Genomic DNA, 26,153 nt, shown 5'->3' on the forward strand with positions numbered 1-26,153 from the left:
ATAGGGTCGAACCGGTGGTTCCAGAAGCCGGGCGTAGACCCGCAAGCGAGGATAAACAAGGGTGATACTGGGAGAATTGAGCGCTTTTGATGCCGCCTTTCCGCGCTTCCTGATGTCAACGGGCATGGCCGGGGTGATGCTGCTGATCGCGTCGACTGTCTATGTTCTGCTCACGCCGTGGAAGGAACTTGCCCTCGTCAAGGATGGCAATGCGTCCGCCGGTGTGGCGCTGGCCGGGGCCATCGGGGGGCTGGCCATTCCAATCGCCTCGACGCTGGCGTCTTCGGTGTCTCTTCCCGAACTTGTGCTCTGGGGGGCCATTGCACTGCTCATGCAACTCATTACCTACCGTATCGTGGACCTGATCCTGCGAGGCATTCCGCGCCGCATTTCGAATGATGAAATGGGCGCGGCGGTGGTGCTCGCCGCTGCAAAGCTCGGCACCGGGCTGATCTTTGCGGCAGGGCTGTGGGATCCAGTGTTGCAGAGGATCTGAAGAGCATGCGCGCGTTTGACTGGGTGATCTATGCCGCCGCGCTCGGCTTTATCCTCCTGGTCGTATTCTCGCTGGTGCCGGAGGCCGAGGCGCCCGCGCCGCCGCCGCCGTCGATCATCGCCGAGGAAATCGGGCCGCTGCTGCCCGACCCATCGCCGCTGGACGAGCTGGTCGTGGTGCAGACCGGGCCGCCGCAGAACGGCGTAGGCACAGCCTTTGCGATCAATTCGCGCGGCGACTGGCTGACCGCCCGGCATGTGGTCGATGGCTGTTCCAAGGTCAGCCTGGAAGTGGCGCCGGGCAATTATGTGCCGGTGGCGCGGGTTTCGCTGGATGACGGGCATGATCTGGCGCTGCTCTCGACCGGGCGCAGCCCCAATCCGGTGAGGCTGGACCTCACATCGCCGATGTTTCTGGGCAGCGAGGGCTATCTGGTCGGCTTCCCGCAGGGCCAGCCCGGCGAGCTTGCCAGCAAGCTGGTGGGCCGCTCGCGGCTGGTGACGCGCGGCCTGCGCGAGGCGGACATGCCGATCCTCGCCTGGGCCGAGGTTGGCCGCACGAATGGTCTGACCGGGACGCTCGGCGGTATTTCCGGCGGGCCGGTTTTCGGCAAGGACGGGGCGGTGCGCGGAGTGATCGTGGCCGAAAGCCCGCGCCGGGGCCGCGTCTATACAACAGCGCCGCAATCGGTGGACGCGTTCCTCACCACGATGGGCGTGCCGCGCGAAGCTGGCCCATCCGACGCGTTCCGCATCCGCAATTACGGCGCGGCCTCCGACACCGCCCGGCGGCGCTTGCAGGTGGTGAAGGTTATGTGCGAGGTGGGCGCATGACTGATTTTGCATCCCGATTGATTGACGGCACACGGAAATTCGGCCCGCTCTGTGTGGGGATCGACCCTCATCCGGGCATGATTCCGGAGCTTTTCGGCGGGGATACGCCCGAGGGTGTCAGGAAATGGTCGCAGGCGATCATCGAGGCAGCGGCCGGCAAGGTGGCGGTGGTGAAGCCGCAGGTCAGCCTGTTCGAGCGCCACGGGCCCGAAGGCATGGCGGCGCTGCAGGCGGCGGCAAAAGCCGCGCGGGCCGCCGGGCTGATCGTGCTGATGGATGCCAAGCGCGGCGATATCGGCTCGACCGCTGAAGGATATGCGCAGGCTTATCTGGCGCCGGGCGCGCCGTTTGAAGGCGACGGTCTGACCGTGAACCCGTATATGGGGCTCGACACGCTGGAGCCTTACGCAAAGCTCGCCAAGGCGCACGGCAAGGGCGTGATCGTTCTGGTGCGTACGTCCAATCCCGGCGCGGCGGATTTCCAGTCGCGCATCATGGGCGGGGCGCCGCTTTATGTGCGCGTGGCCGAAGCGCTTCAGCCGCTGACCGAGCGGCTCATGAGCCCGTGTGGCTGGTCGAGCCTGATGATGGTGATCGGCGCGACAGCGCCCGAAGAGGCCCGCGCCGTGCGGGCGCTGGCGCCCAAGGCGCTGTTTCTGGTGCCGGGCTATGGCGCGCAGGGAGCCGGGGCGGCCGAGGCGTGTTCCGGGCTTGTGAACGGCGAGGGCGGCGTGGTCAGTGCGTCACGATCCGTTACTTTTCCCAAGGCGGCGGCCAATGCCGGGGACATGGCAGGCTGGCGGCGCGCGGTTGAAGAAGCCATCCTTGCCGCGCGCGACGAGCTTCGCCTGGCGGCGGTGGCCTGAGGCAGCCGCCGGCGGATGCTCCCGCCGCGTCACATCTCGACTTTACCGGGCGAGCGGCTAGTCTCCTGCCGAACTGATCCTGCGCGCAAGGCGCCGCAGGACGTGGTCTGGGAGGATTATCGTGAGCAAGTATGTAATGGCCCGCCGGGCCTTGCCCTTCATGGCAGCTGCGAGCGCGGCGCTTATTCTGGCGGCCTGCGGACAGGGGCAGGTGCAGAAGGCCGAACCGCGCGGCTTTGCGGCCGTCGATACCGCCCGCATTTCCAGCGAAAGCGCCGGCAATGAGTGGCTGACCTATGGCGGCACCTATGATGAGCAGCGCCATTCAAAGTTGACGGCGATCAACAGGGAGAATGTCAGCCAGCTGGGCGTTGCCTGGACCTATGACCTGGCCACCAATCGCGGCGTGGAATCCACGCCGATTGTCGTGGACGGAACGATGTATGTCACCTCGGCCTGGTCGGTGGTGTATGCGCTGGACGCCAAGACCGGCGCGGAGAAGTGGGTGTATGATCCGCAGGCGGATCGCGCGGTGGGCGTCAAAGCCTGCTGCGATGTCGTTAATCGCGGCGTGGCGGTCTATGACGGCAAAGTCTATGTCGGCGTGATCGACGGACGCCTTGAAGCGCTGAACGCCGAGACCGGCGAAGTCATCTGGAGCAAGGTGACGGTTGATCAGGACAAGCCCTACACGATCACTGGCGCGCCGCGCGTGGTGAACGGCAAGGTGCTGATCGGCAATGGCGGGGCAGAGCTGGGCGTACGCGGCTACCTGTCCGCCTACGACACAAGTTCGGGCGATCTCGTCTGGCGGTTTTATACCGTTCCCAACCCTCTGAAACAGCCGGACGGGGCGGCCTCGGATGACGCGTTCGTGCAGGTCGGCAATGTGACCTGGGGCGATGAAGGCGCCTGGACGACCGATGGCGGCGGCGGCACCGTCTGGGATTCGATCGTCTATGACGAGGTGAACAACCAGATCATCTTCGGCGTTGGTAACGGCTCTCCCTGGAACCGGACGTTCCGGGATCCTGCCGGCGGGGACAACCTGTTCCTCTCCTCGATCGTTGCGGTGGACGCGGATACCGGCGCCTATAAATGGCACTTCCAGACAACGCCGGGCGATAATTGGGACTATACCGCAACCCAGACAATCATCCTGGCGGACCTGCCGCTGGGCGAGAATGGCGCGCCGCGCCGGGTAGCGATGCAGGCGCCGAAAAATGGCTTCTTCTATGTGGTCGATGCGGCGACGGGCGAGTTCATCTCGGGCGATGCCTATGTGCCGATGAACTGGGCGACAGGCCTGGATGAAAATGGCCGGCCGATTGAAGTGCCCGAAGCGCGCTATGCCAAACAGCCCTATGAGCAGACCCCCGGCCCGCTGGGCGGCCATAACTGGCACCCGATGGCGTTTAGCCCGGATGAGGGCCTTGCCTATATTCCGGCCCAGGAAATTCCGCAGGCATATGCCGAAGATCCGCGCTTCTCGGCCCGGCCGGTCGGCTGGAATACGGGCGTGGACTTTTCGGCCGGCGTGCCGCCGATTGCGCCGCCGGAAGTGGCAAGATTCCTCCGCGCCAGCCTCAAGGGCCGTCTGATTGCCTGGGACCCGGTAGCGCGCGCCCCGCGCTGGAGCGTGGAGCATGACAATGCCTGGAATGGCGGGGTGCTGTCGACGGCCGGCGGGCTGGTCTTCCAGGGCAAGCTGAATGGTGAGTTCGTCGCTTATGACGCCGCCACCGGAGACAAGCTGTGGAGCCACAATCTCAAATCGGGTGGTGCCTCTGGCCCCGGCACTTTCATGATCGATGGCGAGCAATATGTCACGATCACTACTGGCTGGGGCTCTGCCTTCGCGCTGGCGGCGGGCTTTGCCTATGACGAGAAAGTCGCCTCCACCGTTGGCAAGGTGGTGACCTTCAAGATCGGCGGCACAGGCGAGATTGCCGATTCCGGGCTTGCCCCGGTAGAAGCCACCCCGAAAGGTGAAGCTTTCGGCTCGATGGCGGTGATCTCGGAAGGCGCGGTGCATTATGCGCGCAACTGCGCGGTGTGCCACGGCCCGCTGGCGGTTTCTTCCGGCGTGCTGCCTGACCTGCGCTGGTCGGCGATCACTGCCAATTCAGACGCCTGGAAGGGCGTAGTGCTGGAAGGTAACCTGGCTGCCAATGGCATGGTCTCGTTTGCCGAATACGTCACCCCGGACGAGGCTGAGGCGATCCGCGCCTATGTGCTGACACAGGCCCATGCGGCGGCAGAACCGGCGCCGGAAAACTGATCCTGCCTGGCCAGGAACTGACAACTTCAGGACGGCGCCTCATGAGGGCGCCGTTTTTGTAAGCAGTTGCAAGAATGGAAATCCAACCTTACCGAATTGGTCATGGCGCGCCGATCTTTGCCGGACTAAACTGTCCTTATGCATATTGTCTTTGCCATCCTTACCGTACTCACCGCCGTCGCCGTGTGGTCCTGGCGTCTGCGGATGGCGAGGCGCGGCCTGGATGAGCTGGGACAGGCAGCCAAAACGGTTGCCAATGCGCCCCGGCGTCTGGCGTTCAAATGGCGCGCGGGCAGGGGCGGTGTCGAGCTGATCGAGGATCCGCGGGAAGCCGCCGCGATCATGATGATGATGGTGGCGCTGGGGCGCGGGGCGCCGCTTTCCGCGCGGCAGGCCGACATGATCGAAGCTGAGATCCGCACACATTTCAGCTTTTCCGTGCAGGAAGCGGAAGAGTTGGCAGCCCATGCCGCCTGGGTGGCAGGCAGCCAGCTGCCGGGGGAGGAGCAGATGCGCCGCCTGAGCAGGCTGGTGGTGAATGCGCCGCAGTTGAGCCCCAAGGAAGTAGTAGACTTGGACACGATGCTGGTGGCGGTTTCGGAGGCAGAAGGGCTGCCGACACGGGCACAGCTGTCCTTGTTGCAGATCTATCGGGATATGGCCGGTCTCAAGACATAACTGTGCAACACCTTCCTGTAATGCATCGGGCTGTTGCATCGCTCCAACAGAGACGGTTACCACCCCTCATGCCCCATTCTCCGCCCAAAGCCTTCCTGGCAAAGGACCGCAAAGAGCGATGGACGAATTTCTCCGTGCTACGGCACGGCGCGTTTGACGGGTTCTTTGTCAGTTCGAAGAATTCCGGCACGCATTGGATGCTTTACATGTTTTCGGTGGCGCTGGCCGACACCTACGGCATCCAGCGCCCAGCCTATTTCTCCGAAAATGCCACGCGGCCCTATATCGGCTTTGCAACGGATGCGCCAGTATTTGGGCAATTGCCGCGCCTGGCGAAAAGCCATTCCATACCCCATCAGATGGCCAGCTGGCCGTGGGCGCGCAAGGCGGCGAAACTGCCGCCCTATGTGCTGTGCGTGCGCCACCCGATGGGCATTCTGGCCTCCCACTATGCCAAATGGCAGGACGACATCCAGGTGAGCTGGCTGGACTATCTGCGCGGCGATCCGGCCGGAAAGCAGTTCCGGTGTGACCTTTACTGGATCGCCCGGTTCTGGAACCGGTGGGGCGATATCCACGCAGCTTTTCCAGGTGAGGTTAGGGTGCTGCAGTATGAGGCCACCAGCGCCAATCCGCGCGCGGCGCTACATGCCATGGCGCAGCATTGGGGCGTAACGCTGAAGCCGGAAGCGATTCTGGCTGCGCTGGAAGCGGGCACGAAAGAGGCGATGGCCACACGCGTTGATCCTGCGGCGGAGCCTAATGTGCTGCAGAACCGCCGGGAGACGCTGGACGAGCTGTTTACCGGCGAGGCTATGGAGATCTATGCCGAACGGGTCAGAGACCTCGTCCGGCATGATCTTGGCTACGACCTTTTCAGCCCGCCGGTTTCAGAAGTCCGGCCGAGCGCCCTTCAGGCCCGTACTTGATCCACCAGGGCTCAGCGGCTGCCTCCGCTTCCAGACGTTTGAAGTCCGGATCTTCCAGAGCAGCGGCGGCGTAATCGGCGGCGGCGCCCGTGAGCGGGAGGCCGAACGTACGGAAACGGGTCACTACAGGCAGGTAGAAGGCATCGGCCGCCGACCAGGCGCCGAAGAGGAACGGGCCGGGCTCTTCTGTATTGCGGCCATGGGTTTCCCGCAGCTGGGACCACATCGCCTGAAGACGGGCAATGTCTGCTTCCAGGGCGGGGGTCATCTCTGGCGCGGGCGTGCGGCCGCGAATGTCCATTGAGCAGGCGTTGCGGATGGCGGCAAAGCCGGCATGCATTTCCGAAGAGACGGCGCGGGCAATGGCGCGCCGGGCCGTATCCTTCGGCCAGATCACGCCGGGGGCGGCCAGTTCGGCGACAAATTCGGTGATCGCCAGGCTTTCCCAGATCATCAGATCATCCCAGATCAGCAGCGGCACCTTGGCGGTTGGGCTGATCTCCTTCAGGCGGGCCGTGGTCTCGGGGAAATCCAGCGGCAGGATCTCTTCCTCAATGCCTAGGCCCGCCTTGCGCACGGCCATGAGGGGGCGGATCGACCAGCTGGAGTAGTTGAGATTGCCGGAAATGAACTTCCTCATGCGGGTTTTCCCTCGCCATAGGCCCAGCGCGTTTCGCTGATATGGACCCGGCCAAAGACGCCGGCTTTCGTATAAGGGTCCGCGGCATTGAGGGCGCGGGCGGCAACGGCATTTTCGGCCACCATCAGGAAGACCGACCCGATCATGCCGCCTTCTTCGCTCAGCAGCGGGCCGGCCATGCGGCAGGTATCACCGAGGCTGGCGACCCATTCCAGATGCGCGGGGCGGGTTGCAGCGCGGCGCGCGGCGCCGTCGGTTTCATTGTCGAGACAGTGCAGACAGTAAAGCGGCATTGCAGGCATCTCCCTTTTGATCTGCCGCCGCTATGGCACAGTCAGAAGGGCAGTGTCATCGCTGTTCTGGTGCCGGTTTGAAGTAGACGTTTGGCGCGTGCAATGTCAGGTAGATGACACAAAATGGACGCTGAACAATATATTGAACGTTCAGCAATTTGCTGTAGACTTACCAAATGACCCAGATGGACGATACAAGGAAGATGATTCTCCACGCTGCCGTGGAGCGCATTCTTCACTATGGCTATTCGAAGACAACGATGGCGGAGATTGCCAAGGACTGCAACATGTCCGCCGGCAATATCTATCGCTTCTTCGCCTCCAAGCTCGACATTGCCGAGGCCATGGCTCGCAAGTTCAATGAGGAAGCCTACGCCACCTTCGCCAAGATCGCGGACAAGAAAGTGTCTGCGGCGGACCGGATGCGGGAAATCTTCCATTACGAACTGACGCGGACCTATTCTGCCATTGCAGAAGAGGCGAAGATTCTGGAAGTGGCCGAAGTCCTTTCGGATGAACGTCCGCTCTACATGAATGAAAAGCTCGCCAAGGAACGCACCTATCTGGTTCAGATCATGAAGGATGGTGTGGCTGCCGGCGAATTCCGGTCCATCGACAATCCTGAAGAGGTTGCCGAGATGTGGCAGGCGGCGCTGATGAAGTTTCGCTTTCCGCAGCTTTTCTCGAAACTGACCCTGCCCAAACTGCAGCGCGAAATAGACGGGGTGATGGATCTGCTGCTGGCGGGCCTGTCTCCCGGCGCGACCCCGCCTGCGGCCTGGGAGAGCCTGCCCGAAGCGGTTGATCCGCATTGCGTTCCGGGCGTCGATGCCGTCATGAAAAAGCACCTGAACGCTGACGAGTGAACGAAATCAAATTTATTCATTGATTATTCCTCAATGGGGTGCTATATGACGTTCATGGGCGGCGATGGTCGCTGCCCGGCACCGTCAGAAAGCTCTCCCCATGTCCTCCCAGGAAAATCGTCAGGCCGTTCTGTCTTTCCTTGCGGCCATCCCTGCCACCGCCCTCGTCATGTGGGCGACCGTGCAGCTCGCTTATTTCGTCGGCTAAGGCCGGCGCGCAAACAGGCATCGCTGCGCGCGTTTCCCCTACCGCGTGCAGCTTGATGCCGGAACGTTCCGGGCTTCCTCCCACCCGGATACCGGCCAGACGGGCGCCTCAAGCAGGCGCCCGTTTTCATTTGAGGCGAGGGTAAGTCTCTGTGCGGTCAGGCCTTCGCGCCGCGCCGGCCCGCGCCGAAGACGGGGTCTGCCTTGGCCGAGGCTTCATCCAGCGGCCAGCGCGGCCGCGCGCCCGAGGCGAGGCCTTCGCCAGTTTCCCGGCCGGATGCCAGATGCTCCGCGCCGGCCAGCGCGATCATTGCGGCATTATCCGTGCAGTGGCGCAGGGGCGGGGCAATCAGGCGCGCGCCGCCTGCCTCTGCCTCTGCTTCGAGCGCGGCGCGTATAGCCTTGTTGGAGGCGACGCCTCCGGCTACGACGAAGCGCTTTTCGTCCGTGCCCGCATCGAACTTCTCCAGCGCGCGCCGGGCCCGCGCCGAGAGGACATCACAGATGGCGGCCTGAAAGCTGGCGCAGATATCGGCCTTTTCGTTGTCGCTGCGAGCGTTTTCGGCAGCGCGGGCGACGGCCGTTTTGAGGCCTGCAAAGCTCATTTCCAGGCCCGGCCGATTGAGCAGCGGGCGCGGAAAATCATGCGCCTTCGGATTACCCGCCGCCGCCATGCGCTCTACCGCCGGCCCGCCGGGAAAACCGAGGCCGAGCAGTTTGGCCACCTTGTCAAAAGCTTCGCCGGCGGCGTCGTCGATGGTGGAGCCGAGGCGGCGATAATCCCCCAGACCGCGCACTTCCAGAAACTGGCAATGCCCGCCGGAGACCAGCAGCAGGATGTAAGGAAAGGGGCAATCCGTACCCAGACGGGGGGAGAGCGCGTGGCCTTCCAGATGGTTTACCGGAATGAAGGGCTTGCCGGCGGCCTGGGCAATGGCTTTGCCGGTCATCAGGCCGACGAGCACGCCGCCGATGAGGCCGGGGCCGGCGGTGGCGGCAACGCCGTCAAGATCAGCATAGGAAAGACCTGCAGTGTTCATGGCGGCTGCGACCGTGAGGTCTGCCAGCTCGGCATGGGCGCGGGCGGCAATCTCCGGCACGACGCCCAGATAGGGCGCATGTTCGGCAAGTTGCGTGCGGATCACGTCTGACAATAGCGTCGCGCGGCCGTCCTCATAGCGCAGCACGGCGGCGGCCGTCTCGTCGCAGCTGGTCTCTATGCCGAGGATCGTCAGGGGCTTGGTCATCGCCCGCATATAGCGGGGCAAGGGGCCGGATAGAAGCGGTTAAGTCGGCAGGGCTTCCGTGGGCGGGCCGGTGAACTCGGCATCGATCCAGAATTTCACCTGATCGCCGACCCCCATGGTGGAGCCTTCGGGCGGCAGGCCATGGGTCATCCCGAAATCCGAGCGGTTAAGGCTGCCGGCGGCGTGAAAACCGGCGCGGGCGTTTGGATCATAGGGCGGGTAGCCCGGATAGGCGCCATTGAAGTGAACCTCAAAAGAGACCGGGACGGTTGCGCCCAGGAAGGTCAGGCCGCCGGTGACTTCGGCGTCTGCGGGGCCGGTCTGGCGGATTTGCGTGGAGGTGAAGGTGATTTCCGGGAAGGCGGCCGCGTTCAGCCAGTCGGCGCCCAACAGTGTTTCGAGGAAACCTTCGGGCGGGGTGGGGATGGTGAGCGAGGTTGGATCGACCGTTGCGGTGAGCGTGGCGGCCTCGGGCGCGGCGGGATCGATCGTCAGGGTGGCATCAAAGCGCGTGAACTGGCCCACATAGTTTGAAAAGCCGAGATGATCCACGGCGAAGACGAGGCTCGCATGGTGTTTGTCGAGCCGGTAAACGCCGGCACCAGCGCCATTGGCGAGCGCAGGATCGGGGGTGACCGGCGCAATGGCGGCGTCGGCGGGGCTGGACTCCGGGGCGGTCGCCTGGGGCGCGCTGATGCAGGCGCTGAAGAGGATGGCTGACAGCAGGAGCGCGGAAATCGGGCGGGGGCGCATGGGATCGTCCTTTCGCAGTCTGGCCTGCTTGTGTGCCCCTTTCCGCGCGCGGCGGCTAGCCGGGAAATAGAATTTCGCCGGCCTCCTGCGCGACTGGATGGCCATCACGATGCTCGTGCCGTTGCTGGCATGGGTGGGCGTGACGATTTTCCGGTAAGGATTGTAAGAAACTCTGCGCCTGCCAGACTATCCTGTCATGAAGCCGGTGTTCGATCAGGATCAGCGTTATATGGAGGCCGTAGAGGCCCATGGCGGCGCGCTGGAGCGGCTGGCCCGCGCGATGGAGGCCCATCCGGAGCGGCGCCGGGATCTGTTGCAGGAAATGCATGTCGCCCTCTGGCGCAGCTTTGCGAAGTTTGATGGGCGCTGCAGCCTCAAGACCTGGGTTTACCGGGTGGCGCATAATGTGGCGTCCACCCATGTGGGCCGCGAGGTGCGGCGCAATCGGGGGCTGGTGGGGGAGGAGGCCATCGGCCCGGTGGTGGCGGCCGATAATCCGGCAACGGATTATGAGCGTGAGGACGCGCTGGAACGCCTCAACGCCTGGATACGCGCCCTGAAGCCGGCAGACCGGCAGGTGATGACGCTTTATCTGGAGGAACTGGACGCGCCGGCCATCGCCGAGATTACTGGCTTTACGCCCGGCGCGGTGACGACGCGCATTTCTCGCCTCAAGGCGCGGCTGGCAGAAGATTTCAGGGAGAAAGTCGATGTCTGATCATGATCCCCTTCGCGATCTCTGGGCAGGCCAGGAGACGGGCAATTTTGTCATGCCGCTTGAGGACGTGCGCCGGAAGGCGCGCGACTTTCAGAAAACCATCCTGCGTCGGAACATGACCGAATATGCCGCTGCCGCCCTGGTGATTGCCCTTTTCGGCTGGACGGCGATCACCGTGCCGGAGCCCATCGTCCGGGCGGGGTGTTTTCTGATTATCTTCGGGGCGCTTTATGTCTGCTGGAAACTCTACGGCCTGGCGCGGTCTGCCAGCGGGGCAGAGATGGACGCCGCCCAGAACCTGATGACGTTTCACCGGGCAGAACTGCTGCGCCAGCGTGCGGCGCTGGCATCGGTGTGGCGCTGGTATCTCCTGCCGTTCGTGCCGGGGATGGCGGTGTTCCTGGGCGGGGTAAGCTTTGCGCCGGACAATCCGGCGCCACTGGCGGTGAAGCTCGTCATTTTGCTGTTTGCGGCAATGCTGGTTGCTGCCTTGTTTTATGGAGTGTGGTGGCTGAACCAGCGGGCGGTGAAGGCGCTGGACGGAGAGATAGCGGCGCTGGAAGGTGCGGGCGAGGACTGGCCGGTTGATTCTTAGGGAAGATCGCGCCACGCTGGACGCCTGCAATTTACCACTCAGGAGCACGCCCATGACTGCCGCTCTGTTGCTGCCCGCCGCAATTCTGGTTGCCTGGACGTTGATCATCTGGGCCTGGATGCTGGCGACCCACGTACCGGCCATGCAGAAGGCGCGGTTGCATCCGGAGAAGGCCAAGCACACACGCGGGGATGCGTGGAACGCGCTGCCCTCAGAGGTTCGTCAGGTGGCGGACAATTACAACCACCTTATGGAACAGCCGACGATTTTCTATGCCATCGTGATGGTGCTGGCTGTCAGCGGTGAGACAGGCATGGTAGATGTGGGACTCGCCTGGGCTTATGTTGCCCTGCGGATCATCCATTCACTTTGGCAGGTGACCCGTAACGTCGTGATGATCCGTTTCTACCTGTTCGTGGTGTCCACGCTGGTGCTGTTCCCGATGGCGGGCCGGGCGATTTATCTTCTGCTCACCTGATGCGCGGGAGGCGGATGGGGCTTAATCCCCATCCATCCGGAGCGCCGCCACGAAGGCTTCCTGCGGGATTTCCACCTTGCCGAACTGGCGCATGCGGGCCTTGCCGGCCTTTTGCTTGTCGAGGAGTTTGCGTTTGCGCGTAGCGTCGCCGCCATAGCATTTCGCGGTCACGTCTTTCCTCATGGCACTGATGGTTTCACGCGCCACCACGCGCCCGCCGATAGCCGCCTGGATCGGGATTTTGAACATCTGGCGCGGGATCAGCTCTTTCAGGCGCTCGCACATCTGGCGGCCCCGGCTTTCGGCGCGGTCGCGGTGGACGAGCATGGCGAGCGCATCGACAGGCTCCTCATTGACGAGGATCTGCAGCTTGACGAGGTTTTCGGCGCGGTGGCCGATGAGGGTGTAGTCAAAGCTGGCATAGCCGCGCGAGATGGATTTCAGGCGGTCATAGAAATCGAACACCACCTCGTTGAGGGGCAGTTCATATTTCACGCAGGCCCGTCCGCCCACGTAGGATAGTTCGGTCTGAATGCCGCGGCGGTCCTGACAGAGTTTCAAGATCGAGCCGAGATATTCGTCCGGCGTGTAAATGGTGGCGGCAATCCACGGCTCGCGGATTTCGGCGATGCGCACCACGTCCGGCATATCGGCCGGGTTGTGCAGCTCGATCTCGGTACCGTCCGTCATCGTCATTTCATAGACGACGCTCGGCGCGGTCGCGATCAGGTCGAGGTCAAACTCGCGGGAGAGGCGTTCCTGGATGATTTCCAGGTGGAGGAGGCCAAGGAAGCCGCAGCGGAAGCCCATGCCGAGCGCGGCGGAGGTTTCCATCTCCCAGGTGAAGGAGGCGTCGTTGAGGCGCAGCTTGCCCATTGCGGCGCGCAAGTCGTCAAAGTCGCCCGCATCCATCGGGAAGAGGCCGCAGAACACGACCGGTTGCACGTCTTTATAGCCGGGCAGGGCCTTGTCGGTCGGGCGCTTGTCTTCGGTGATCGTGTCACCGATGGAGCAGTCGCCGACCTCTTTGATCGAGGCCACGAAATAGCCAACCTCGCCGGGGCCGAGCGCATCGACTTCGGTGAGCTTGGGATTGAATGTGCCGACCTTGTCGATCTCGTAGACGCCGCCGGTGCGCATCATGCGGATCGACTGTTTCTTCTTCAGCACGCCGTCATGCACGCGGACGATGACGACCACGCCGAGATAGGGGTCGTAATAGGCGTCAACGAGCGCGGCCTTGAGGGGCGCGGCCTGATCGCCTCCCCGCGGCGGGGGCAGGCGGGTGACGATGGCTTCCAGCACATCGGGGATGCCAAGGCCGGTCTTGGCCGAAATCTGAACGGCGTCAGAGGCATCAAGACCGATGATCTCCTCGATCTGCTCTTTCACCCGGTCCACGTCAGCGGCCGGCAGGTCGATCTTGTTGAGGACCGGCACAATCTCATGGTTCTGGTCGATGGCCTGATAGACGTTGGCCAGCGTCTGGGCCTCCACGCCTTGGGAGGCATCCACCACCAGCAGGGAGCCTTCACAGGCCGCGAGGCACCGGGAGACTTCATAGGCAAAGTCGACGTGTCCGGGCGTGTCCATCAGGTTGAGGGTATAGGTCTCGCCATCCTGCGCCGTGTAGGACAGGCGCACCGTCTGGGCCTTGATGGTGATGCCGCGCTCTTTCTCGATATCCATCGAATCGAGCACCTGTTCGCTCATCTCCCGGTCGGTCAGCCCGCCGCAGGCCTGGATCAGGCGGTCGGCAAGGGTCGACTTCCCATGGTCGATATGGGCGATGATGGAAAAGTTACGGATTTTGTCGCGTGGGGTCATGGGCGGCATATAGCGTTGCATTCGCCCGCCTGAAAGCGGTTTCAGGCGGCTACGTGCCTATCGCCAGCCCAGCAGCCCGCCATAGGGCGCGGCAAGTTGCTTCGGAAGCCAGCCCACCGCCGAATTTATCCGCACAATCAAGGCCTGGAACCGGGTGGCCAGCCAGTTGCCGCGCGCTGTCTGCAGCCAGTTGAAGGCATAGCTTTGCAGGCAGACCAGGAAGAACAGCGCGAAAGTATAGATCCAGCTGCCGGTGAGGCTGAGGGTCAGCGCCGGGGCGAGGTAGAGCAGGGCATTGCCAAAGGAGAAGGTGAAAAGGCTGGTCTTGCCGGCAAAGCCCAGAGACAGGCCGAACTTCACCCGGAATCCGTCATAGAGGACCAGGCAGACGAACACCGCCAGCAGCGTGCCGAAAAGCCCGAAGGCGAAATAGATCGGATGGTTGATATTTCGGTAGGTAAGGTTGCTGAGGTCTCGCACAGTGGTGAGGGGTGCATCGTAATTCCAGAAGCTAAGCAGGACGGCGCCTGAAACCAGCAGAAGGGCTGCCATGCCGATGGCTGCCTGGACGATCTGCTGGCGGCTGGAACTGGGGCGGCTGAGGACGATCACAGCGCGGCCGATCATCATGCCCCAGATTACGAATGTCATCCCGTGCAAAAAGGAGGGGCCGCCCGTCACAATCTCTCCACCGCCGATCAGGAAACATATCAACGGGCTGAGATAGACATCTGCGGAGGATGTTTCCGGCACCTGAAGCTGCGTGATCAGCGGATGCAGCAGGTGGATGATCACCGAGACAGCGCCCAGCGCCACAAAGCCAAGCCTGTCGCGCAGGAAGATCAACGCCGGGGCTAGGGCCAGAGCAAGGGTGTAGAATTTCAGGATGTCGCCATAGGGCGAGCCGCCGAGGAACAGCGCGCAACGCAGCGTATATCCCGGCGAGCTGAGGCCTGCCGCCAGCATGGCCAGCAGCGTGACCAGATAGAGCAAGTAGCATTGAGCGGCGCGGGTCAAAAGCCGGGCTATGGTCTGCTGCTTCTGCCCCGCTTCGATTCGGGGACGGTAGACAATCTCCAATACCGATCCAAACAGGATGATGAAGATTGGCGGGCTCATCTGGAGGAAAAAGCGCAGCCAGATCAGCCCGGCATGGTCGAACGAGTAATAGGGCTGGGCGCCGCCTTCCGCGAGCGCGTGGCTGAACATTGTCGCGAGGATCGCCGCAGACCGGCATATATCCAGCCCGATGATGCGCACTTGAGCGGCTGATGAAGATGCTGCGGCCGTTTCGGCGTGTAATTCCCGCGTCGGGGGAAAAGAAGCGCGCGCGAGTTCAGGCGCTTGGGTCTCGTTGTACTTGGTTAACTCTACGCTCTTGCCGTGCATTCTTGTGCTCACACGAAAAAATACTTTTGCTCCATATCATCTTCTTGTGGGGTTTTCACTAACTATCTGAATTCTTTTGCTTAATGGCGGCGCTGTGGGGACAATTTTCCCGCGGGAAGCCAATAAAACAGGCGGCCGGCCGCAGTGGCGCCGGGTCCCCAATGGTTAACAGCGTCCTGTGCGGGCGCCTTGCGACAGGGGGGGAAGCTCAGTTAATATTTTTATCTGACCTTTGGAGGATCAGCACATGGCGGAAACCCCGGATCGGACGCCCTCCTCCCTGCGCGTTATCGGCAATGACAGGACGATGGATCGCGCCGCTGCCCGCAATGCCAAGATTGAGCGTCTCAACGATCTCCATGCCGGCAACATGAATGCGATCGAGACCAAGTATGGCGGGCGCATCGCCGATGCTCAGGACACGCTCGATACCATCAATGCCAAATGGGACACGATCCAGGCCGAAGTGGACCGCCAGCCCCGCTATGCCCGCAGCTTCTTCTACTGGCCTTTCATGCTGGCCCTGATGCTGTTCGAAATCCCGGTGAACCGGCTGAGTTTTGAGCTTTTCTTCCGCGAAAGCCCCACCGTGTCGCTCGGCGTGGCTTTTCTTGTGGGCGTCATTCTCGTCACGCTGGCCCACAGGCTTGGTCTGGTGCTCTGCCGGTTCGGCTATCATGTGAAGAGGTCCGGCTGGGCCGGGCAGCTTCTGCAGGTGGTGCTGATCACGGCAATCATTCTGTCGCTGATCTATGGTGTCTCCGTGCTGCGCCAGGGCTATCTCGATTTTGAAACCCAGCCTCAGGCCAGTTTCTCGGACATGCTGGCGGGAACGGGCGCCGCCCAAATGGCGGGTGACATGTTCAAGGCAGGTCTTGGCATTTCCGGGTGGATCTTCTTTGCTATCAATTTGGGCATCGTGGCGGTTGGTCTGACGGCGGCCTATTTCTCGCATGATCCTCATCCGGATTTTCAGTCTGCCGACATCCAGCGCAAGAAAGCGGAGAAAAAGCTGGCGCATATCAAGGGTCACCGCGCCGACGCCGAATCCGTTGAACAGCGCCGTCATGCCAACCAGATCAACAGGGCCAGCGCCTGACCAGATGACCATGTTTCCGGGATGCCGGCTTGCCCTGCCGGTTCTAGCGCTCCTGATGCTGCTGCCCGCATGTTCGGGGCCGGCAGGGTCCGGCTTCGTGAACCGTACGGCGGACGACTATTGCGCGCTCAGCGATCGCTCCACCCTGTTCCTGATCGACCGGACGACAACCTTTGATGCAGATGATCAGGCGCTGCTGATGGAAAGCCTCGGCGGCGTGGTCGACAAGTTGCAGACCGGCGACCGGATTATCATCGCCACGATTTCCGACCACTATTCCAGAACCCGCCGTCTGGCGAATGCCTGCAAGCCGGGATGTCCGGACGCAGGCGGGGTGGTCGATGAAATCATGGGTTCGTGCAGCACGATGAAGGCCAAGCAGGACCAGCAGCAATTCATGGGCAGCCTCGCCGGCTCGCTGCGGGAGATCATCAACACGGCCGAAGACGCCTCGGGCTCCGACATCATCCGCACCATCGGCCACTGGACGGGGTCGGCCTCGGCAGAGCCCTATACGAATATCATCATCTATTCGGACATGCTGGAAAACAGCGACATGATCGCCTGGCGCAAATTTTCCTCGCTTCCGGAAGACGAGTTGATGGAGATTGTGGCCGAGCATAGTGCGGGCGCAAGGACCCCGGGGACAGGCATCCGCGTCATCGGTTATGGCCGCCTGCACGACCAGGCCCGCTCGCCGCTGCCGTCTGCGCTGGATGCGAAGCTGCGCGGTTTCTGGACCCGCTATTTCTTCGAAGGTGGCGGTCAGGTCGAGTTTTCGGCCCGCACCGACGGCTGAAACTGCGGCAATCCCCGCATTCTTGCGCAGTTGCTTTCACTTCGCGGCGAACTTAGCGATATTGGCGAGAGCAACAGGAGTTTCTCATGCGATACCCGATTGGAATGATGCTGGCTGGCGCGGTGGCGCTTGGCGTTGCGGCCTGCGCGCCGGCGGAGACCCCGGTAGACACCGGCAGTGTCGAGCCGCCGGCCGTCGATGTGGAAGGCGAAATGGCTGCAGCCGGGGATGAGATGATGGGCGAGATGCCGGATGAAGCCGCTCAGACCGCCGCTGCAGAGGCCGCCCAAGCAGAGGCAGAGGCGGGCGTTGTCTATGTCGGCGAAGACAAGAAGGGCGGGGAGATTTCTGTTCCGGCGGGCCAGATCCTCCGGATCGAACTCGAATCCGTGCCCACGGCCGGCTATGTCTGGCAGATCGCCGAAAAGCCCGATTTCCTGGAACTGACGGGTGAGAATACCCGCGCCACCAATCCGGCGCTGCAAAGCCAGCCGGGCTTTACGGGGGGCAATCATTATATGAGCTTTGATCTGAAGGCCTCCGCGCCCGGCACCGGTGTGGTGAAGCTGACAGAAGGCCGCCCCTGGGAATCAGATGAACCGGCCAGCGACACATTTGAAGTGACCGTTACGGTCACCGCTGCAGAGTAGGCCGCCCTTGCCCGACACCCAGCACACCCCGCCGAAAACCGGTATCACCGCCGACGGCTTCCTGACCGACAGCTGGTATCTGGCTGCGCCGTCTGCGGAGCTGAAGGCGGGCCGGCAGCAGCGGATCATGATGCTGGGCGAGCCTGTGGTGGTGGGGCGCACGCCGGCAGGGGAGGCGTTTGCGCTGCGCGACATCTGCCCCCACCGGCTGGTGCCGCTATCGGCGGGCCAGCAGGTGGAGACAGATGGTCAGTGGACGTTGCAATGTCCCTATCATGGCTGGCGCTTTGGCACCGATGGCGGCTGCAAGCTGATGCCGAGCCTCACCGAAGGCAGCCCCTATGATCCTTCAAAGGTGAAGGTGCGCCGCTATCCGGTGCATGAGGCAAACGGCGCGGTTTATATCTATGTGGCGCACGACCCGCGCTCTGCTGCGCCGCCAGTTGTTCCGCCCCCGGATTTCGGGCCACTTCCGGACAAGCCGGGCTTTGTCATCCATGACATCTTCAACGCGCATATGGATGATGCGGTGGTCGGCCTGATGGACCCGGCGCATGTGCCCTTCGTGCATAATCAGTGGTGGTGGCGCCCGCCCTCTGCGGGGCTGAAACTCAAGGAAAAGCCGTTCGTGCCAACCCTGCGCGGCTGGGCGATTGACCGGCACGCGCCGTCCTCCAACTCCAAGCTCTATCGCTGGGTGTTCGGCGGCGATGTGATGACCGAGATCCGCTTCCAGCTGCCGGGCTACCGGTGGGAGATCATCTCCAACAATACCGCGCGCCTTCTGACGCTCACCTGTCTGACGCCGGAAGCGCCCAAACGTACACGGATTACCCAGTTCACCTGGTGGACGGGCGCGCCGCTGCTCACCCTTGCCATCCCGATGGCCAAACGCATGGGCAAGACCTTCCTCGCGCAGGACGGGCACATGGTGGATTTGCAAAACCAGGGCATGGCTCATCAGAAGGCGATGCTGTGGATCGACGATATCGATGTGCAGGCCAAATGGTATCAGATGCTGAAACGCGAATGGACCGCCGCCCGCAGCGAAGACCGAGGCTTCACCAACCCGATTGAGCCGCGTGTGCTGAGATGGATGAGTTGAGGCAAGCTGCCTCCAATTTGCCCTGAAAATGCCCCGGAAAAGGAAGAGGTTGGCCTCTGGCCGCAGGGCGGGATCGCCCCATGTAGAGGCCCGCGCCTCTCATTCCCCCAAGGCGCGCCATCAAAAGGATCTGCCTTATGAAACCGTTTTTCTTTGCTGCCGCTGCGAGCGTGTTTGCCCTCGCGGCCTGTTCGCCCGCCACCGAAGACGGGACCCCGGCGGTTGCGCCGCCACCGGTGGAAGCGCCGGAAACACCGATTGACGCGCCGTTGGCTGACCAGGCCCAGCCGGCCGAGGATCTGACGCTGGTGGATGTGGCCGCCACCAATCCGGACTTCTCGACCCTGCTGGCCGCCATCGATGCGGCCGGCCTCAGCGAAACGCTGGCCGGCCCTGGCCCCTACACGGTATTTGCCCCGACCAATGAAGCCTTCGCCGCGCTGGCGCCCGGCGAGCTCGACACGCTGCTGCTGCCGGAAAACAAGGACAAGCTGACCCGGATCGTCGGCTATCACGTCATTCCGGGCAAGGTGCTTGCTGGGGATGTGCCGGCCGAAGACGCGGGCGTGGCGACCGCCAGCATCAACAATCTGGATCTCTCTGTCCGCCGCCTGGCCGATGGCACGGTGATGGTGAACCAGTACACGGTCGCCACGTCCGACATTCAGGCCTCCAACGGCGTCATCCATGTCATCGACGGGGTGCTGATCCCGCGCATGGAAGAATAGGCCGGGACACAGGCTGAAACAGCGAAAGCCGCGCCAGCCGGAAGGCTCGCGCGGCTTTTATGTGAGCATCTCGTGGTTGCAACGCCTCGCGGTGGCGGGCATCATTGATGCGTGTGCAATTGAGGCTGCAATGAACGATAAAACCAAATCGAAGAGTTCGGTTCGTAGCCGCGCGAATGAAATCAAGCCGTTTCGGTGCAAGAATCTGGTCGCTGTTCTCGAGAACCCCGACAATCCCAAGAATATTGGATCAGTGATCAGAAATGCAAATGCGTTAGGGGTTGAGAAGGTCCTGGTGGTTGATCCGCATAAGGTAATTCCGGAAGATTGGAAAGATTTTCGAGAAGAAAGGGCGCTCTCGAAACTTTCCGCCTCCGCAGTGAAATGGACTTTTGTGAAGCGCTTCGACAGCACTGCGGCATGCTACGAATATCTGGAAAAGAATAACTTCACATCGGTCGTAACCTCGCCGCACGTGAAAGGGAAAACCAGCATCTTCCTGCATGAAGGCGACTATACCGTTTTTCCTAAACTGGCCGTATGGTTCGGGAATGAAGGAACCGGCATAAGCGACCTCGCCGTTGAACGCAGCGATATGTGCGTTAGCATTCCGATGTTCGGCATGATCGAAAGTCTAAATCTTGGCACGAGCTCGGGTATTGTTCTCTACGAGGTCGCAAAGCAACGCCGAGCTTACCAAAGCAAATACGCGATGCGCAATCGCAGGGGAGAGCGGGCAATGCCGTTGCCGACTGAGCTCCCACCGAAGCCGGCTTTTGCCAAGGCCAGGAAAAGTTAGGCCGCTAACGTAATTCGTGCTTCCCGCTTCGGGCGAACAAAAAGTGAAAATGCAAGCTGCCATTAACCACTCTCCCTGATAGGGTGGCACGCATGAGCACCCCGATTCGCATCCTCGGCATCGATCCGGGCCTCCGCCATACTGGCTGGGGCATCATCGAGCAGGCCGGCGCCCGCCTCGTGCATATCGCCCATGGCGTCATCGAGGCGCCGACAGACCTGTCGATGGCAGAGCGCCTGGGCCATATCTTCGAGGCGGTGGGGGAGCTTGCCCGCCATCATGAACCCCATGCGGCCGGGGTGGAAGAAACCCTGGTGAACGCCAATCCTCGCTCGGCGCTGAAGCTTGGCCAGGCGCGCGGGGCGGCGATGGCGGCCCTTGCCATGGCTGGCGTGCCCGTGGCCGAATTTGCGCCCCGCCAGATCAAGCTCTCGGTCGTCGGCACTGGCACGGCAGACAAGGATCAGGTGAAATTCATGGTCCAGCGCCTGCTTCCGAGGGCAGGGGAGATGAAGCTGGACGCCGCTGATGCCCTTGCCTGCGCCATCTGCGCGGCGCACCATCTGCCGATGCAGATGATCAAGAAGGGGGCGGCATGATTATCGGACGTCTGAGGGGCGAGGTCGCCGCCGTCGGGCTCGATCATGTGCTGATCGATGTGAACGGCGTCGGCTATGTCGCGCTGGCGGGCACGCGCCTGCTGGCAAAGCTGCAGACCGGCGACAAGATCACCGCCCATATCGAAACGCGCGTCACCGAAAGCTCGATCACGCTTTTTGCCTTCGCCACCGATGAAGAGCGCGCCTGGTTCGTGCGCCTGCAGGATGTGCCGGGCGTTGCCGGAAAGTCTGCCCTCGCCATTCTCGATGGCCTCTCCCCGGCAGAGATCATGGACGCGATTGCGCTGGGCGATGCAGGCGCCTTCACCCGCGCCAAGGGTATCGGCAAGAAGCTCGGTGAACGGATCGTGACGGAACTGGCCGGTAAGGCGCCGCCGCTTGGGCGATTCGGCAAATTTGAGGTGGCGGCGGTTGCGGGCCTTGCGTCTGCCCGCCCTGAAGGTGTCACGGGCAGCCGCGCCGAAGCTGTCAGCGCGCTGGTCAATCTCGGCTATACGCAAGGCGAAGCGGCCAAGGCCGTTGCCGCCGCCGCGAAAGACGGCGCCGATGAAGTCGGCGCCCTCGTGAAAGGCGCGCTGAAGGAGCTGGCGCGGTGAGCCGCGAAGGAAGCCTCTCCGATCCTAACGCCCAAGGCGGCGATGCGCTCGACCGCGCCCTCCGTCCACAGACGTTTGAGGATTATGTCGGCCAGCGCAAGGCGAAGGCCAATCTCAAGGTCTATGTCGAGGCCGCGCGCGGACGCAAGGAAGCGCTGGACCATGTGTTGCTGTTCGGCCCGCCGGGCCTTGGCAAGACAACGCTGGCGCAGATTTTGGCGCGGGAAATGGGCGTCGGCTTCCGCGCCACGTCCGGGCCAGTCATCGCCAAGGCGGGCGATCTTGCCGCCATCCTCACCAATCTTGAGCCCAATGATGTGCTCTTCATCGACGAGATCCACCGCCTGCCGGCCATCGTGGAGGAAATCCTCTATCCGGCAATGGAGGATTACGCCCTCGATATCGTGATCGGGGAGGGGCCGGCGGCGCGCTCCGTGCGGCTGGATCTCGCGCCCTTCACGCTGGTGGGCGCCACCACGCGCGCGGGCCTGCTGGCAACGCCGCTGCGCGACCGGTTCGGTATCCCGGTGCGGCTGGAATTCTATGAGGCCGAGGAACTTGGCCGCATCGTGATGGCGGCGGGCCGCAAGCTCGGTGCTCAGATCACGGAAGATGGCGCGGTGGAGATTGCCGCCCGCGCGCGCGGCACGCCGCGGATCGCGCTGCGCCTCCTGCGCCGCGTGCGCGACTTTGCCGAGGCCGACGGCGCCGCCATCAACCGCGCCTCTGCCGCCAAGGCGCTGAAGCGTCTGGAAATCGATGAGGACGGCCTCGACGCGCTTGACCGGCGCTATCTGCACGCGCTGGTGAAAACCTATGCGGGCGGCCCCGTGGGCGCCGATACGCTGGCGGCGGCCCTGTCTGAAGCGCGCGACGCGGTGGAAGACGTGATCGAACCTTATCTGATGCAGAAGGGCTATGTGGCGCGCACGCCGCGCGGGCGGGTGGCAGCGCCGCTTGCTTATGAACGCCTCGGCCTCAAGGCCCCGCAGGGCCAGCAGTCTGCCCTGTTCGGGGAAGACGAAAGTTAGTCCTCTTCCTTCTCCTGCGCGCCCATCGCCCATAAGAGGCCGATGATCGCCCCCTTGATCCGGGGAAGGAGCATCAGCACGGCGAAGATCGCAAATGCGCCGAGTGCCGGCAGCTTGATCCAGATCGGCCAGTTTTCCTGACGCGCGCTGATGAAGGTGAGGCCTGCCAGGAAGGGCCCGAGGATCAGCACGGTCAGCCAGGGCGGGCCATCTTCGGCGCGGATCCCCCCGATCGGCGCGCCGCACGCGCTGCATTCGGAAACCTGCTTCAGATAGCGCGCATAAAGCTTCCCGCGCCCGCAATTCGGGCAGCGATGGCCCAGTCCCCGCAGCACGGGCAGCAGGGGAGAAGAGGGCGGCGCGGTCTCTGGCATTCCCCCGCTTACACCCTGAAGGCGCCCCCCTGTTATGAGGGATGACGCCGCACACCCTGCCTGCTAGCCTTTTGCCATGGGGATGGGTTGGGACGATATCGAGAAGCTGGACGGGTTTGCCGGGCTGCGGGCGCATGCCGAAGCCACTGTGTTGCCGATCCTGGAAAGCGCTGATCTGAAGGCGGGCGATGGTGCCCGCCTCAAAGGCCGGATCAGCCGGGCCTTCTTTGGCGGGTTTATCGCCTTCATTGTCTGTTTCTTCCTGGTTGAGGCGTTCACGCCGGGGACATGGTGGGGAGAAGCCCTCACCTTCATCCTGTTCCCGCTACTGTTCTTCGGCTGCATCCTTGGGTCATTGTTCCTGTTCCGGAACAGCCTGATCCGGCTGCTGCTGGACGCCAAGTCACGCCTGCTTCTCCGGGCGAAAGCCCTGTCGGCATTGGGCGCGCCACTGGGGCTCTCCTATGTGGCGGTGCCTGGGGGAATGCCGCTGGCGCTCAAATGGCTTTCTGACCAATCCTGGGCGCCCGGCGAGTTGAAGGAGGCGGCCCAGGCGATGGAGCAAGCAGGCGGCATGGAGGACGCCGTCGCCGCCGCGCGCGATGCCGGGCTGATGATCGAGTCCAATGTCTATGTTGTCGGGTCGGCCGAGCAGAAGGCGCAGTATCAGGAGGCGGCTGCCCGGCAGAGACAGGTGGAAGATGGTTTCCATGGGCGGCGCGCGGGGATTGATTTTGAACTCTTCGAATGGGTCGAGCGCGTGGAGGACGCCCCCTCGATCCATCATCTGGTGATCGTGCTGGAAGCTCCCTTCCTGTTGCACGGCGTCACCCAGCTGCGCGCCCGCAAGACGGGCTGGCCGCAGGGCACTGCCAGCGGGTTTGCCGACGTCGATCTTGGCCCGCGCGCTTTCGGGGAGCTTTACCGGCTGCGCGCCACCGATCAGGTGGAGGCCCGCGCCATCTTCAATCCAGCCGTGATCGAGCGGGTGATCGCGCTGGCCGAAGGCGGGGCCTTCCGGGCGGTGGGGAAGGGTAACCGGCTGGTGTTCGATTTTCCGGGGGGCGACCGGTTCGCGTTGATTGATCTTGTCACCGGCGCCTGGAGCCCGGAAACGCTGGAGCGTACCGTAGGCGATCTGGCGGCCGCGCTCGCCCTGGTCGATACGCTGGCCCACGCCTTCATGCTGGCGAGAAAGTCTGATACGGGCGGGGAATGACCCTGCCTGTTCTCGATGCCCAGAATTTCGATGCCGCGCGCCAGCACTGGATTGCCGTGCGCGTCTATTATGAAGACACCGATTTCACCGGCATGGTGTATCACGCCAACTATCTGCGCTTCTTCGAGCGGGGCCGGTCAGACCATCTGCGCGATGCCGGCATCTCGCACCAGTCGCTGCTGGCACGGGAGGATCCCGCTGCCTTTACGCTGACCAATGTGAGCGTCACGTATCGCAAGCCCGCGAAGGTGGACGATCTTCTGCATATCCGCACGCGCTATCTGGGCATGGATGGCCCGCGCATCCGCTTCTCCCAGACCTGCCTGCGCGGGGACGAGGTATTGGCCGAAGGCGAAATCACGGCGGTGATGATCCATGCCGATGGGCGCCTGCGCCGCCCGATCCGGGAAATTTCCGAGCATCTGGAAGCCTATCGCTGGCAGGGCTAGCGCCTATCGGGCGCCAATTATATCTGCCTGCATCTGGGTCATAGTCTGTGTGCCGACATAATTGCCGCTCCGGTCATAGGTGCGCACTTCAACGAATGGCAGGCTGTAGCTGGTAGCGCTGCTTGACCCGGACGCCTGAGCATTCAACTGGGCGTTCCTTGCATACTCCGCTTCCTGTAGTTGACGTGCGAAGGCGACGCTCGCTTTGGCCTGTTCACAGGCCGCATTGCCGAGCGCGCACAGGCGTTTGGCGCTGGAATCGTAGGAGATCGGATAACGGGCCGCGAAGGATTCCAAGTAATCGTCGCCCAGATTGCCAACATGCGCTTCCAATTCCAGGCGCTCCTCCTGGGTCAGTTGGGACTTGCCTGACAGCCGGTCCCAAACCCGCTGGCTGTTCTCACGCGACAACGCCACTTGCGCCAGGCGCCTGTTGATCTCGTCCTGCACACGCTTGTCTTCGGCCGTCTTCGCGGCGGCCAGCGATCCCGCCACCTCCGGATGCCGGCGTGCATAGGCCTCGGTCCAATCCTTAACGATGGGGTGAGTTTCGGTGCCGCTCTGCCGTCCGGCAACAAGCCGGTCATACTTGGCACGCAGCGCCGCTTCGCCCTGATATGCCTTGCCGGCGCTGATCTTCAGCTTGGGCGCCTTCTTTGTTTTGCCCCAGTAATAATCCCACATCTTGCCCAGGAGCTTCTGGTCGCGCGGAACCTCAACACCGTATTCGATCACATGGCCGGCTTCCAGGCTGTCGGCGTTGATGAGGAACCCCATCGCCACCGTGTCGGCGCCGTGCCGCATCCAGTATTCGGCTGCCCAGCGTGCCGCGATGCCTTCCTGCGGCACGCCATACCAGCTCTCCCAGGGTGTGAACCAGATGCCGGTGGACTGCGAGCCGTCCGGCTTCCCCTTGAACGCCTTCAGCAGGTTCAGCATCGCCTCCCTGTCGCCGGATTCGGCCAGCACCATCAGCCGCTCGACATCCGGCCAGACCGGGTCGTCATGGATCTTTGCCAGCAGGGCATTGGCCTCTGACTTCTCCGCCGCCGTCAGCTTGCGCGGCTTCATGCGCGGCGCATAGAGGTCGACCACTTCTTCCAGCGACCGTTTGGCGCGTTCGGATTTGGCAAACGCCTGCTCCGGCGAGAGTTCTGGTATGGGCGTTTCCCGCACGCCCGAAACCGTGCCCCAGGCCTTTGTAGTGTGCCCGCCGCCGATCCCGGGCCGCAGGATGCAACGCGCCCCGCCGGTGTTCGGCTTGAAGTGCGAAAACGCCTGGCAGCGCCGGTCGGCCTCGCACACGGCCTTGCAGGCTTTCCAGTCTTTGCCGGTGAAGTCCTTGTTCGTGTATTCGAGGGTCTGATGATACTCATCGATCAGCGGTTTGTAGCCTGGTCCTGGCTCCTGGGCGGCAGAGGCGAGCGTGAGCGCGCTGAGAACGCTAGCGGTCAGGAACTTGCGGATCATGAGCAGGCGCCTTTGAGGGGGGCAAACGGCAATTGGGCTGATTTTAGAATGCTTTGCGCCCGCCGCGCAGCCCCTGAATTGGGGGGCACGCGTCCTCCGGAAGATTAAGAATCTGCCA

General features: G+C 62.9%; 29 protein-coding genes. 21 read left to right on the forward strand and 8 right to left on the reverse strand.

Annotated elements, in window-relative coordinates; translation table 11 throughout:
* The first annotated feature begins 76 nt into the window (after nt 1-76).
* The 6 genes from HPO_RS09780 (at nt 77) to HPO_RS09805 (ending at nt 6,083) form a co-directional block, all read left to right on the forward strand.
* The gene (locus tag HPO_RS09780; RefSeq protein WP_233349199.1) at nt 77-496 is read left to right on the forward strand and encodes a DUF350 domain-containing protein; all 420 of its coding nucleotides are present in this window, start codon (nt 77-79) and stop codon (nt 494-496) included.
* Between the two features lie 5 nt (nt 497-501).
* Nucleotides 502-1,329 carry a S1 family peptidase gene (locus HPO_RS09785; protein ID WP_035597789.1) on the forward strand — a complete coding sequence of 276 codons (828 nt, stop codon included), beginning with the start codon at nt 502-504 and terminating at the stop codon, nt 1,327-1,329.
* On the forward strand, nt 1,326-2,195 hold the full coding sequence (gene pyrF / locus HPO_RS09790) for an orotidine-5'-phosphate decarboxylase (RefSeq protein ID WP_035597792.1): 870 nt from the start codon (nt 1,326-1,328) through the stop codon (nt 2,193-2,195). The genes HPO_RS09785 and pyrF overlap by 4 nt, the downstream gene beginning before the upstream one ends.
* A gap of 160 nt (nt 2,196-2,355) precedes the next feature.
* Complete coding sequence (locus HPO_RS09795) at nt 2,356-4,476, forward strand: PQQ-dependent dehydrogenase, methanol/ethanol family (RefSeq protein WP_035598016.1); 2,121 nt, start codon at nt 2,356-2,358, stop codon at nt 4,474-4,476.
* Nucleotides 4,477-4,614: 138 nt separating this feature from the next.
* Complete coding sequence (locus tag HPO_RS09800) at nt 4,615-5,154, forward strand: hypothetical protein (protein WP_035597796.1); 540 nt, start codon at nt 4,615-4,617, stop codon at nt 5,152-5,154.
* A gap of 68 nt (nt 5,155-5,222) precedes the next feature.
* Entirely contained in the window at nt 5,223-6,083 is an 861-nt protein-coding gene (locus HPO_RS09805; RefSeq protein ID WP_051612498.1) for a hypothetical protein, read from the forward strand.
* On the opposite strand, the gene HPO_RS09810 is transcribed toward HPO_RS09805, so the two are convergent.
* Nucleotides 6,031-6,723: a glutathione S-transferase gene (locus HPO_RS09810; protein WP_035597798.1), complete on the reverse strand. Its 693-nt coding sequence runs from the start codon at nt 6,721-6,723 to the stop codon at nt 6,031-6,033. The genes HPO_RS09805 and HPO_RS09810 overlap by 53 nt on opposite strands.
* Complete coding sequence (locus HPO_RS09815; RefSeq protein WP_035597801.1) at nt 6,720-7,016, reverse strand: YciI family protein; 297 nt, start codon at nt 7,014-7,016, stop codon at nt 6,720-6,722. Before HPO_RS09815 ends, HPO_RS09810 begins: the two co-directional genes overlap by 4 nt.
* A gap of 176 nt (nt 7,017-7,192) precedes the next feature.
* Between HPO_RS09815 and HPO_RS09820 the strand changes: the two genes are divergently transcribed.
* Nucleotides 7,193-7,882 (forward strand): TetR/AcrR family transcriptional regulator, encoded by a 690-nt coding sequence (locus HPO_RS09820; protein ID WP_084324258.1) that lies wholly within the window; start codon nt 7,193-7,195, stop codon nt 7,880-7,882.
* A 365-nt stretch (nt 7,883-8,247) separates the two neighbouring features.
* Here HPO_RS09820 and tsaD read toward each other — a convergent pair whose 3' ends face one another.
* Nucleotides 8,248-9,336, reverse strand: coding sequence for a tRNA (adenosine(37)-N6)-threonylcarbamoyltransferase complex transferase subunit TsaD (gene tsaD / locus HPO_RS09825; RefSeq protein WP_035598028.1), 1,089 nt, complete (start codon nt 9,334-9,336; stop codon nt 8,248-8,250).
* Nucleotides 9,337-9,375: 39 nt separating this feature from the next.
* Nucleotides 9,376-10,089, reverse strand: a complete 714-nt coding sequence (locus tag HPO_RS09830; RefSeq protein WP_035597803.1) for a YceI family protein — start codon at nt 10,087-10,089, stop codon at nt 9,376-9,378.
* A 196-nt stretch (nt 10,090-10,285) separates the two neighbouring features.
* Between HPO_RS09830 and HPO_RS09835 the strand changes: the two genes are divergently transcribed.
* From HPO_RS09835 to HPO_RS09845, 3 genes are read left to right on the forward strand one after another with little or no spacing between them, the layout of a single operon-like run.
* A complete protein-coding gene (locus tag HPO_RS09835) occupies nt 10,286-10,807 on the forward strand; it encodes an RNA polymerase sigma factor (RefSeq protein WP_035597806.1) in 522 nt (173 codons plus the stop codon).
* A complete protein-coding gene (locus tag HPO_RS09840; protein ID WP_035597809.1) occupies nt 10,800-11,402 on the forward strand; it encodes a hypothetical protein in 603 nt (200 codons plus the stop codon). Before HPO_RS09835 ends, HPO_RS09840 begins: the two co-directional genes overlap by 8 nt.
* Before the next feature lie 52 nt (nt 11,403-11,454).
* Complete coding sequence (locus HPO_RS09845; protein WP_035597812.1) at nt 11,455-11,880, forward strand: MAPEG family protein; 426 nt, start codon at nt 11,455-11,457, stop codon at nt 11,878-11,880.
* A 21-nt stretch (nt 11,881-11,901) separates the two neighbouring features.
* On the opposite strand, the gene lepA is transcribed toward HPO_RS09845, so the two are convergent.
* Together lepA and HPO_RS09855 are read right to left on the reverse strand one after the other, a co-directional pair.
* A complete protein-coding gene (gene lepA / locus HPO_RS09850; protein ID WP_035598035.1) occupies nt 11,902-13,707 on the reverse strand; it encodes a translation elongation factor 4 in 1,806 nt (601 codons plus the stop codon).
* A gap of 57 nt (nt 13,708-13,764) precedes the next feature.
* A complete protein-coding gene (locus HPO_RS09855; protein WP_114106731.1) occupies nt 13,765-15,096 on the reverse strand; it encodes an OpgC domain-containing protein in 1,332 nt (443 codons plus the stop codon).
* 247 nt (nt 15,097-15,343) lie between these two features.
* On the opposite strand from HPO_RS09855, the gene HPO_RS09860 reads away from it, so the two are divergent.
* From HPO_RS09860 to ruvB, 9 genes are all read left to right on the forward strand, one after another.
* A complete protein-coding gene (locus HPO_RS09860) occupies nt 15,344-16,195 on the forward strand; it encodes a hypothetical protein (RefSeq protein WP_035597814.1) in 852 nt (283 codons plus the stop codon).
* A gap of 4 nt (nt 16,196-16,199) precedes the next feature.
* Nucleotides 16,200-16,994 (forward strand): hypothetical protein, encoded by a 795-nt coding sequence (locus HPO_RS09865; RefSeq protein WP_035597816.1) that lies wholly within the window; start codon nt 16,200-16,202, stop codon nt 16,992-16,994.
* Between the two features lie 86 nt (nt 16,995-17,080).
* Nucleotides 17,081-17,644: a protease inhibitor I42 family protein gene (locus HPO_RS09870; protein ID WP_084324259.1), complete on the forward strand. Its 564-nt coding sequence runs from the start codon at nt 17,081-17,083 to the stop codon at nt 17,642-17,644.
* Between the two features lie 7 nt (nt 17,645-17,651).
* Nucleotides 17,652-18,749, forward strand: coding sequence for an aromatic ring-hydroxylating oxygenase subunit alpha (locus HPO_RS09875; protein ID WP_035597821.1), 1,098 nt, complete (start codon nt 17,652-17,654; stop codon nt 18,747-18,749).
* Nucleotides 18,750-18,886: 137 nt separating this feature from the next.
* Entirely contained in the window at nt 18,887-19,477 is a 591-nt protein-coding gene (locus HPO_RS09880) for a fasciclin domain-containing protein (protein WP_084324260.1), read from the forward strand.
* 130 nt (nt 19,478-19,607) lie between these two features.
* On the forward strand, nt 19,608-20,276 hold the full coding sequence (locus tag HPO_RS09885; RefSeq protein ID WP_035597823.1) for a TrmH family RNA methyltransferase: 669 nt from the start codon (nt 19,608-19,610) through the stop codon (nt 20,274-20,276).
* A 92-nt stretch (nt 20,277-20,368) separates the two neighbouring features.
* A complete protein-coding gene (ruvC, locus tag HPO_RS09890; RefSeq protein WP_084324261.1) occupies nt 20,369-20,875 on the forward strand; it encodes a crossover junction endodeoxyribonuclease RuvC in 507 nt (168 codons plus the stop codon).
* Nucleotides 20,872-21,492, forward strand: coding sequence for a Holliday junction branch migration protein RuvA (gene ruvA / locus HPO_RS09895; protein WP_199285913.1), 621 nt, complete (start codon nt 20,872-20,874; stop codon nt 21,490-21,492). The genes ruvC and ruvA overlap by 4 nt, the downstream gene beginning before the upstream one ends.
* The gene (ruvB, locus tag HPO_RS09900) at nt 21,489-22,523 is read left to right on the forward strand and encodes a Holliday junction branch migration DNA helicase RuvB (RefSeq protein ID WP_035597827.1); all 1,035 of its coding nucleotides are present in this window, start codon (nt 21,489-21,491) and stop codon (nt 22,521-22,523) included. Before ruvA ends, ruvB begins: the two co-directional genes overlap by 4 nt.
* On the opposite strand, the gene HPO_RS09905 is transcribed toward ruvB, so the two are convergent.
* The gene (locus HPO_RS09905; RefSeq protein ID WP_035597830.1) at nt 22,520-22,897 is read right to left on the reverse strand and encodes a DUF983 domain-containing protein; all 378 of its coding nucleotides are present in this window, start codon (nt 22,895-22,897) and stop codon (nt 22,520-22,522) included. The genes ruvB and HPO_RS09905 overlap by 4 nt on opposite strands.
* Before the next feature lie 76 nt (nt 22,898-22,973).
* Between HPO_RS09905 and HPO_RS09910 the strand changes: the two genes are divergently transcribed.
* A complete protein-coding gene (locus HPO_RS09910; protein ID WP_035597833.1) occupies nt 22,974-24,116 on the forward strand; it encodes a DUF3137 domain-containing protein in 1,143 nt (380 codons plus the stop codon).
* The gene (locus HPO_RS09915; RefSeq protein WP_035597836.1) at nt 24,113-24,565 is read left to right on the forward strand and encodes a YbgC/FadM family acyl-CoA thioesterase; all 453 of its coding nucleotides are present in this window, start codon (nt 24,113-24,115) and stop codon (nt 24,563-24,565) included. Before HPO_RS09910 ends, HPO_RS09915 begins: the two co-directional genes overlap by 4 nt.
* 3 nt (nt 24,566-24,568) lie before the next feature.
* Here the strand turns inward: HPO_RS09915 and HPO_RS09920 are convergent, their stop codons facing one another.
* Entirely contained in the window at nt 24,569-26,035 is a 1,467-nt protein-coding gene (locus HPO_RS09920; protein ID WP_035597839.1) for a PAN/Apple domain-containing protein, read from the reverse strand.
* Nucleotides 26,036-26,153 lie beyond the last annotated feature (118 nt).

It is taken from the genome of Hyphomonas polymorpha PS728, assembly GCF_000685315.1.
In the GTDB taxonomy this organism is placed as follows: Bacteria; Pseudomonadota; Alphaproteobacteria; order Caulobacterales; family Hyphomonadaceae; genus Hyphomonas; species Hyphomonas polymorpha.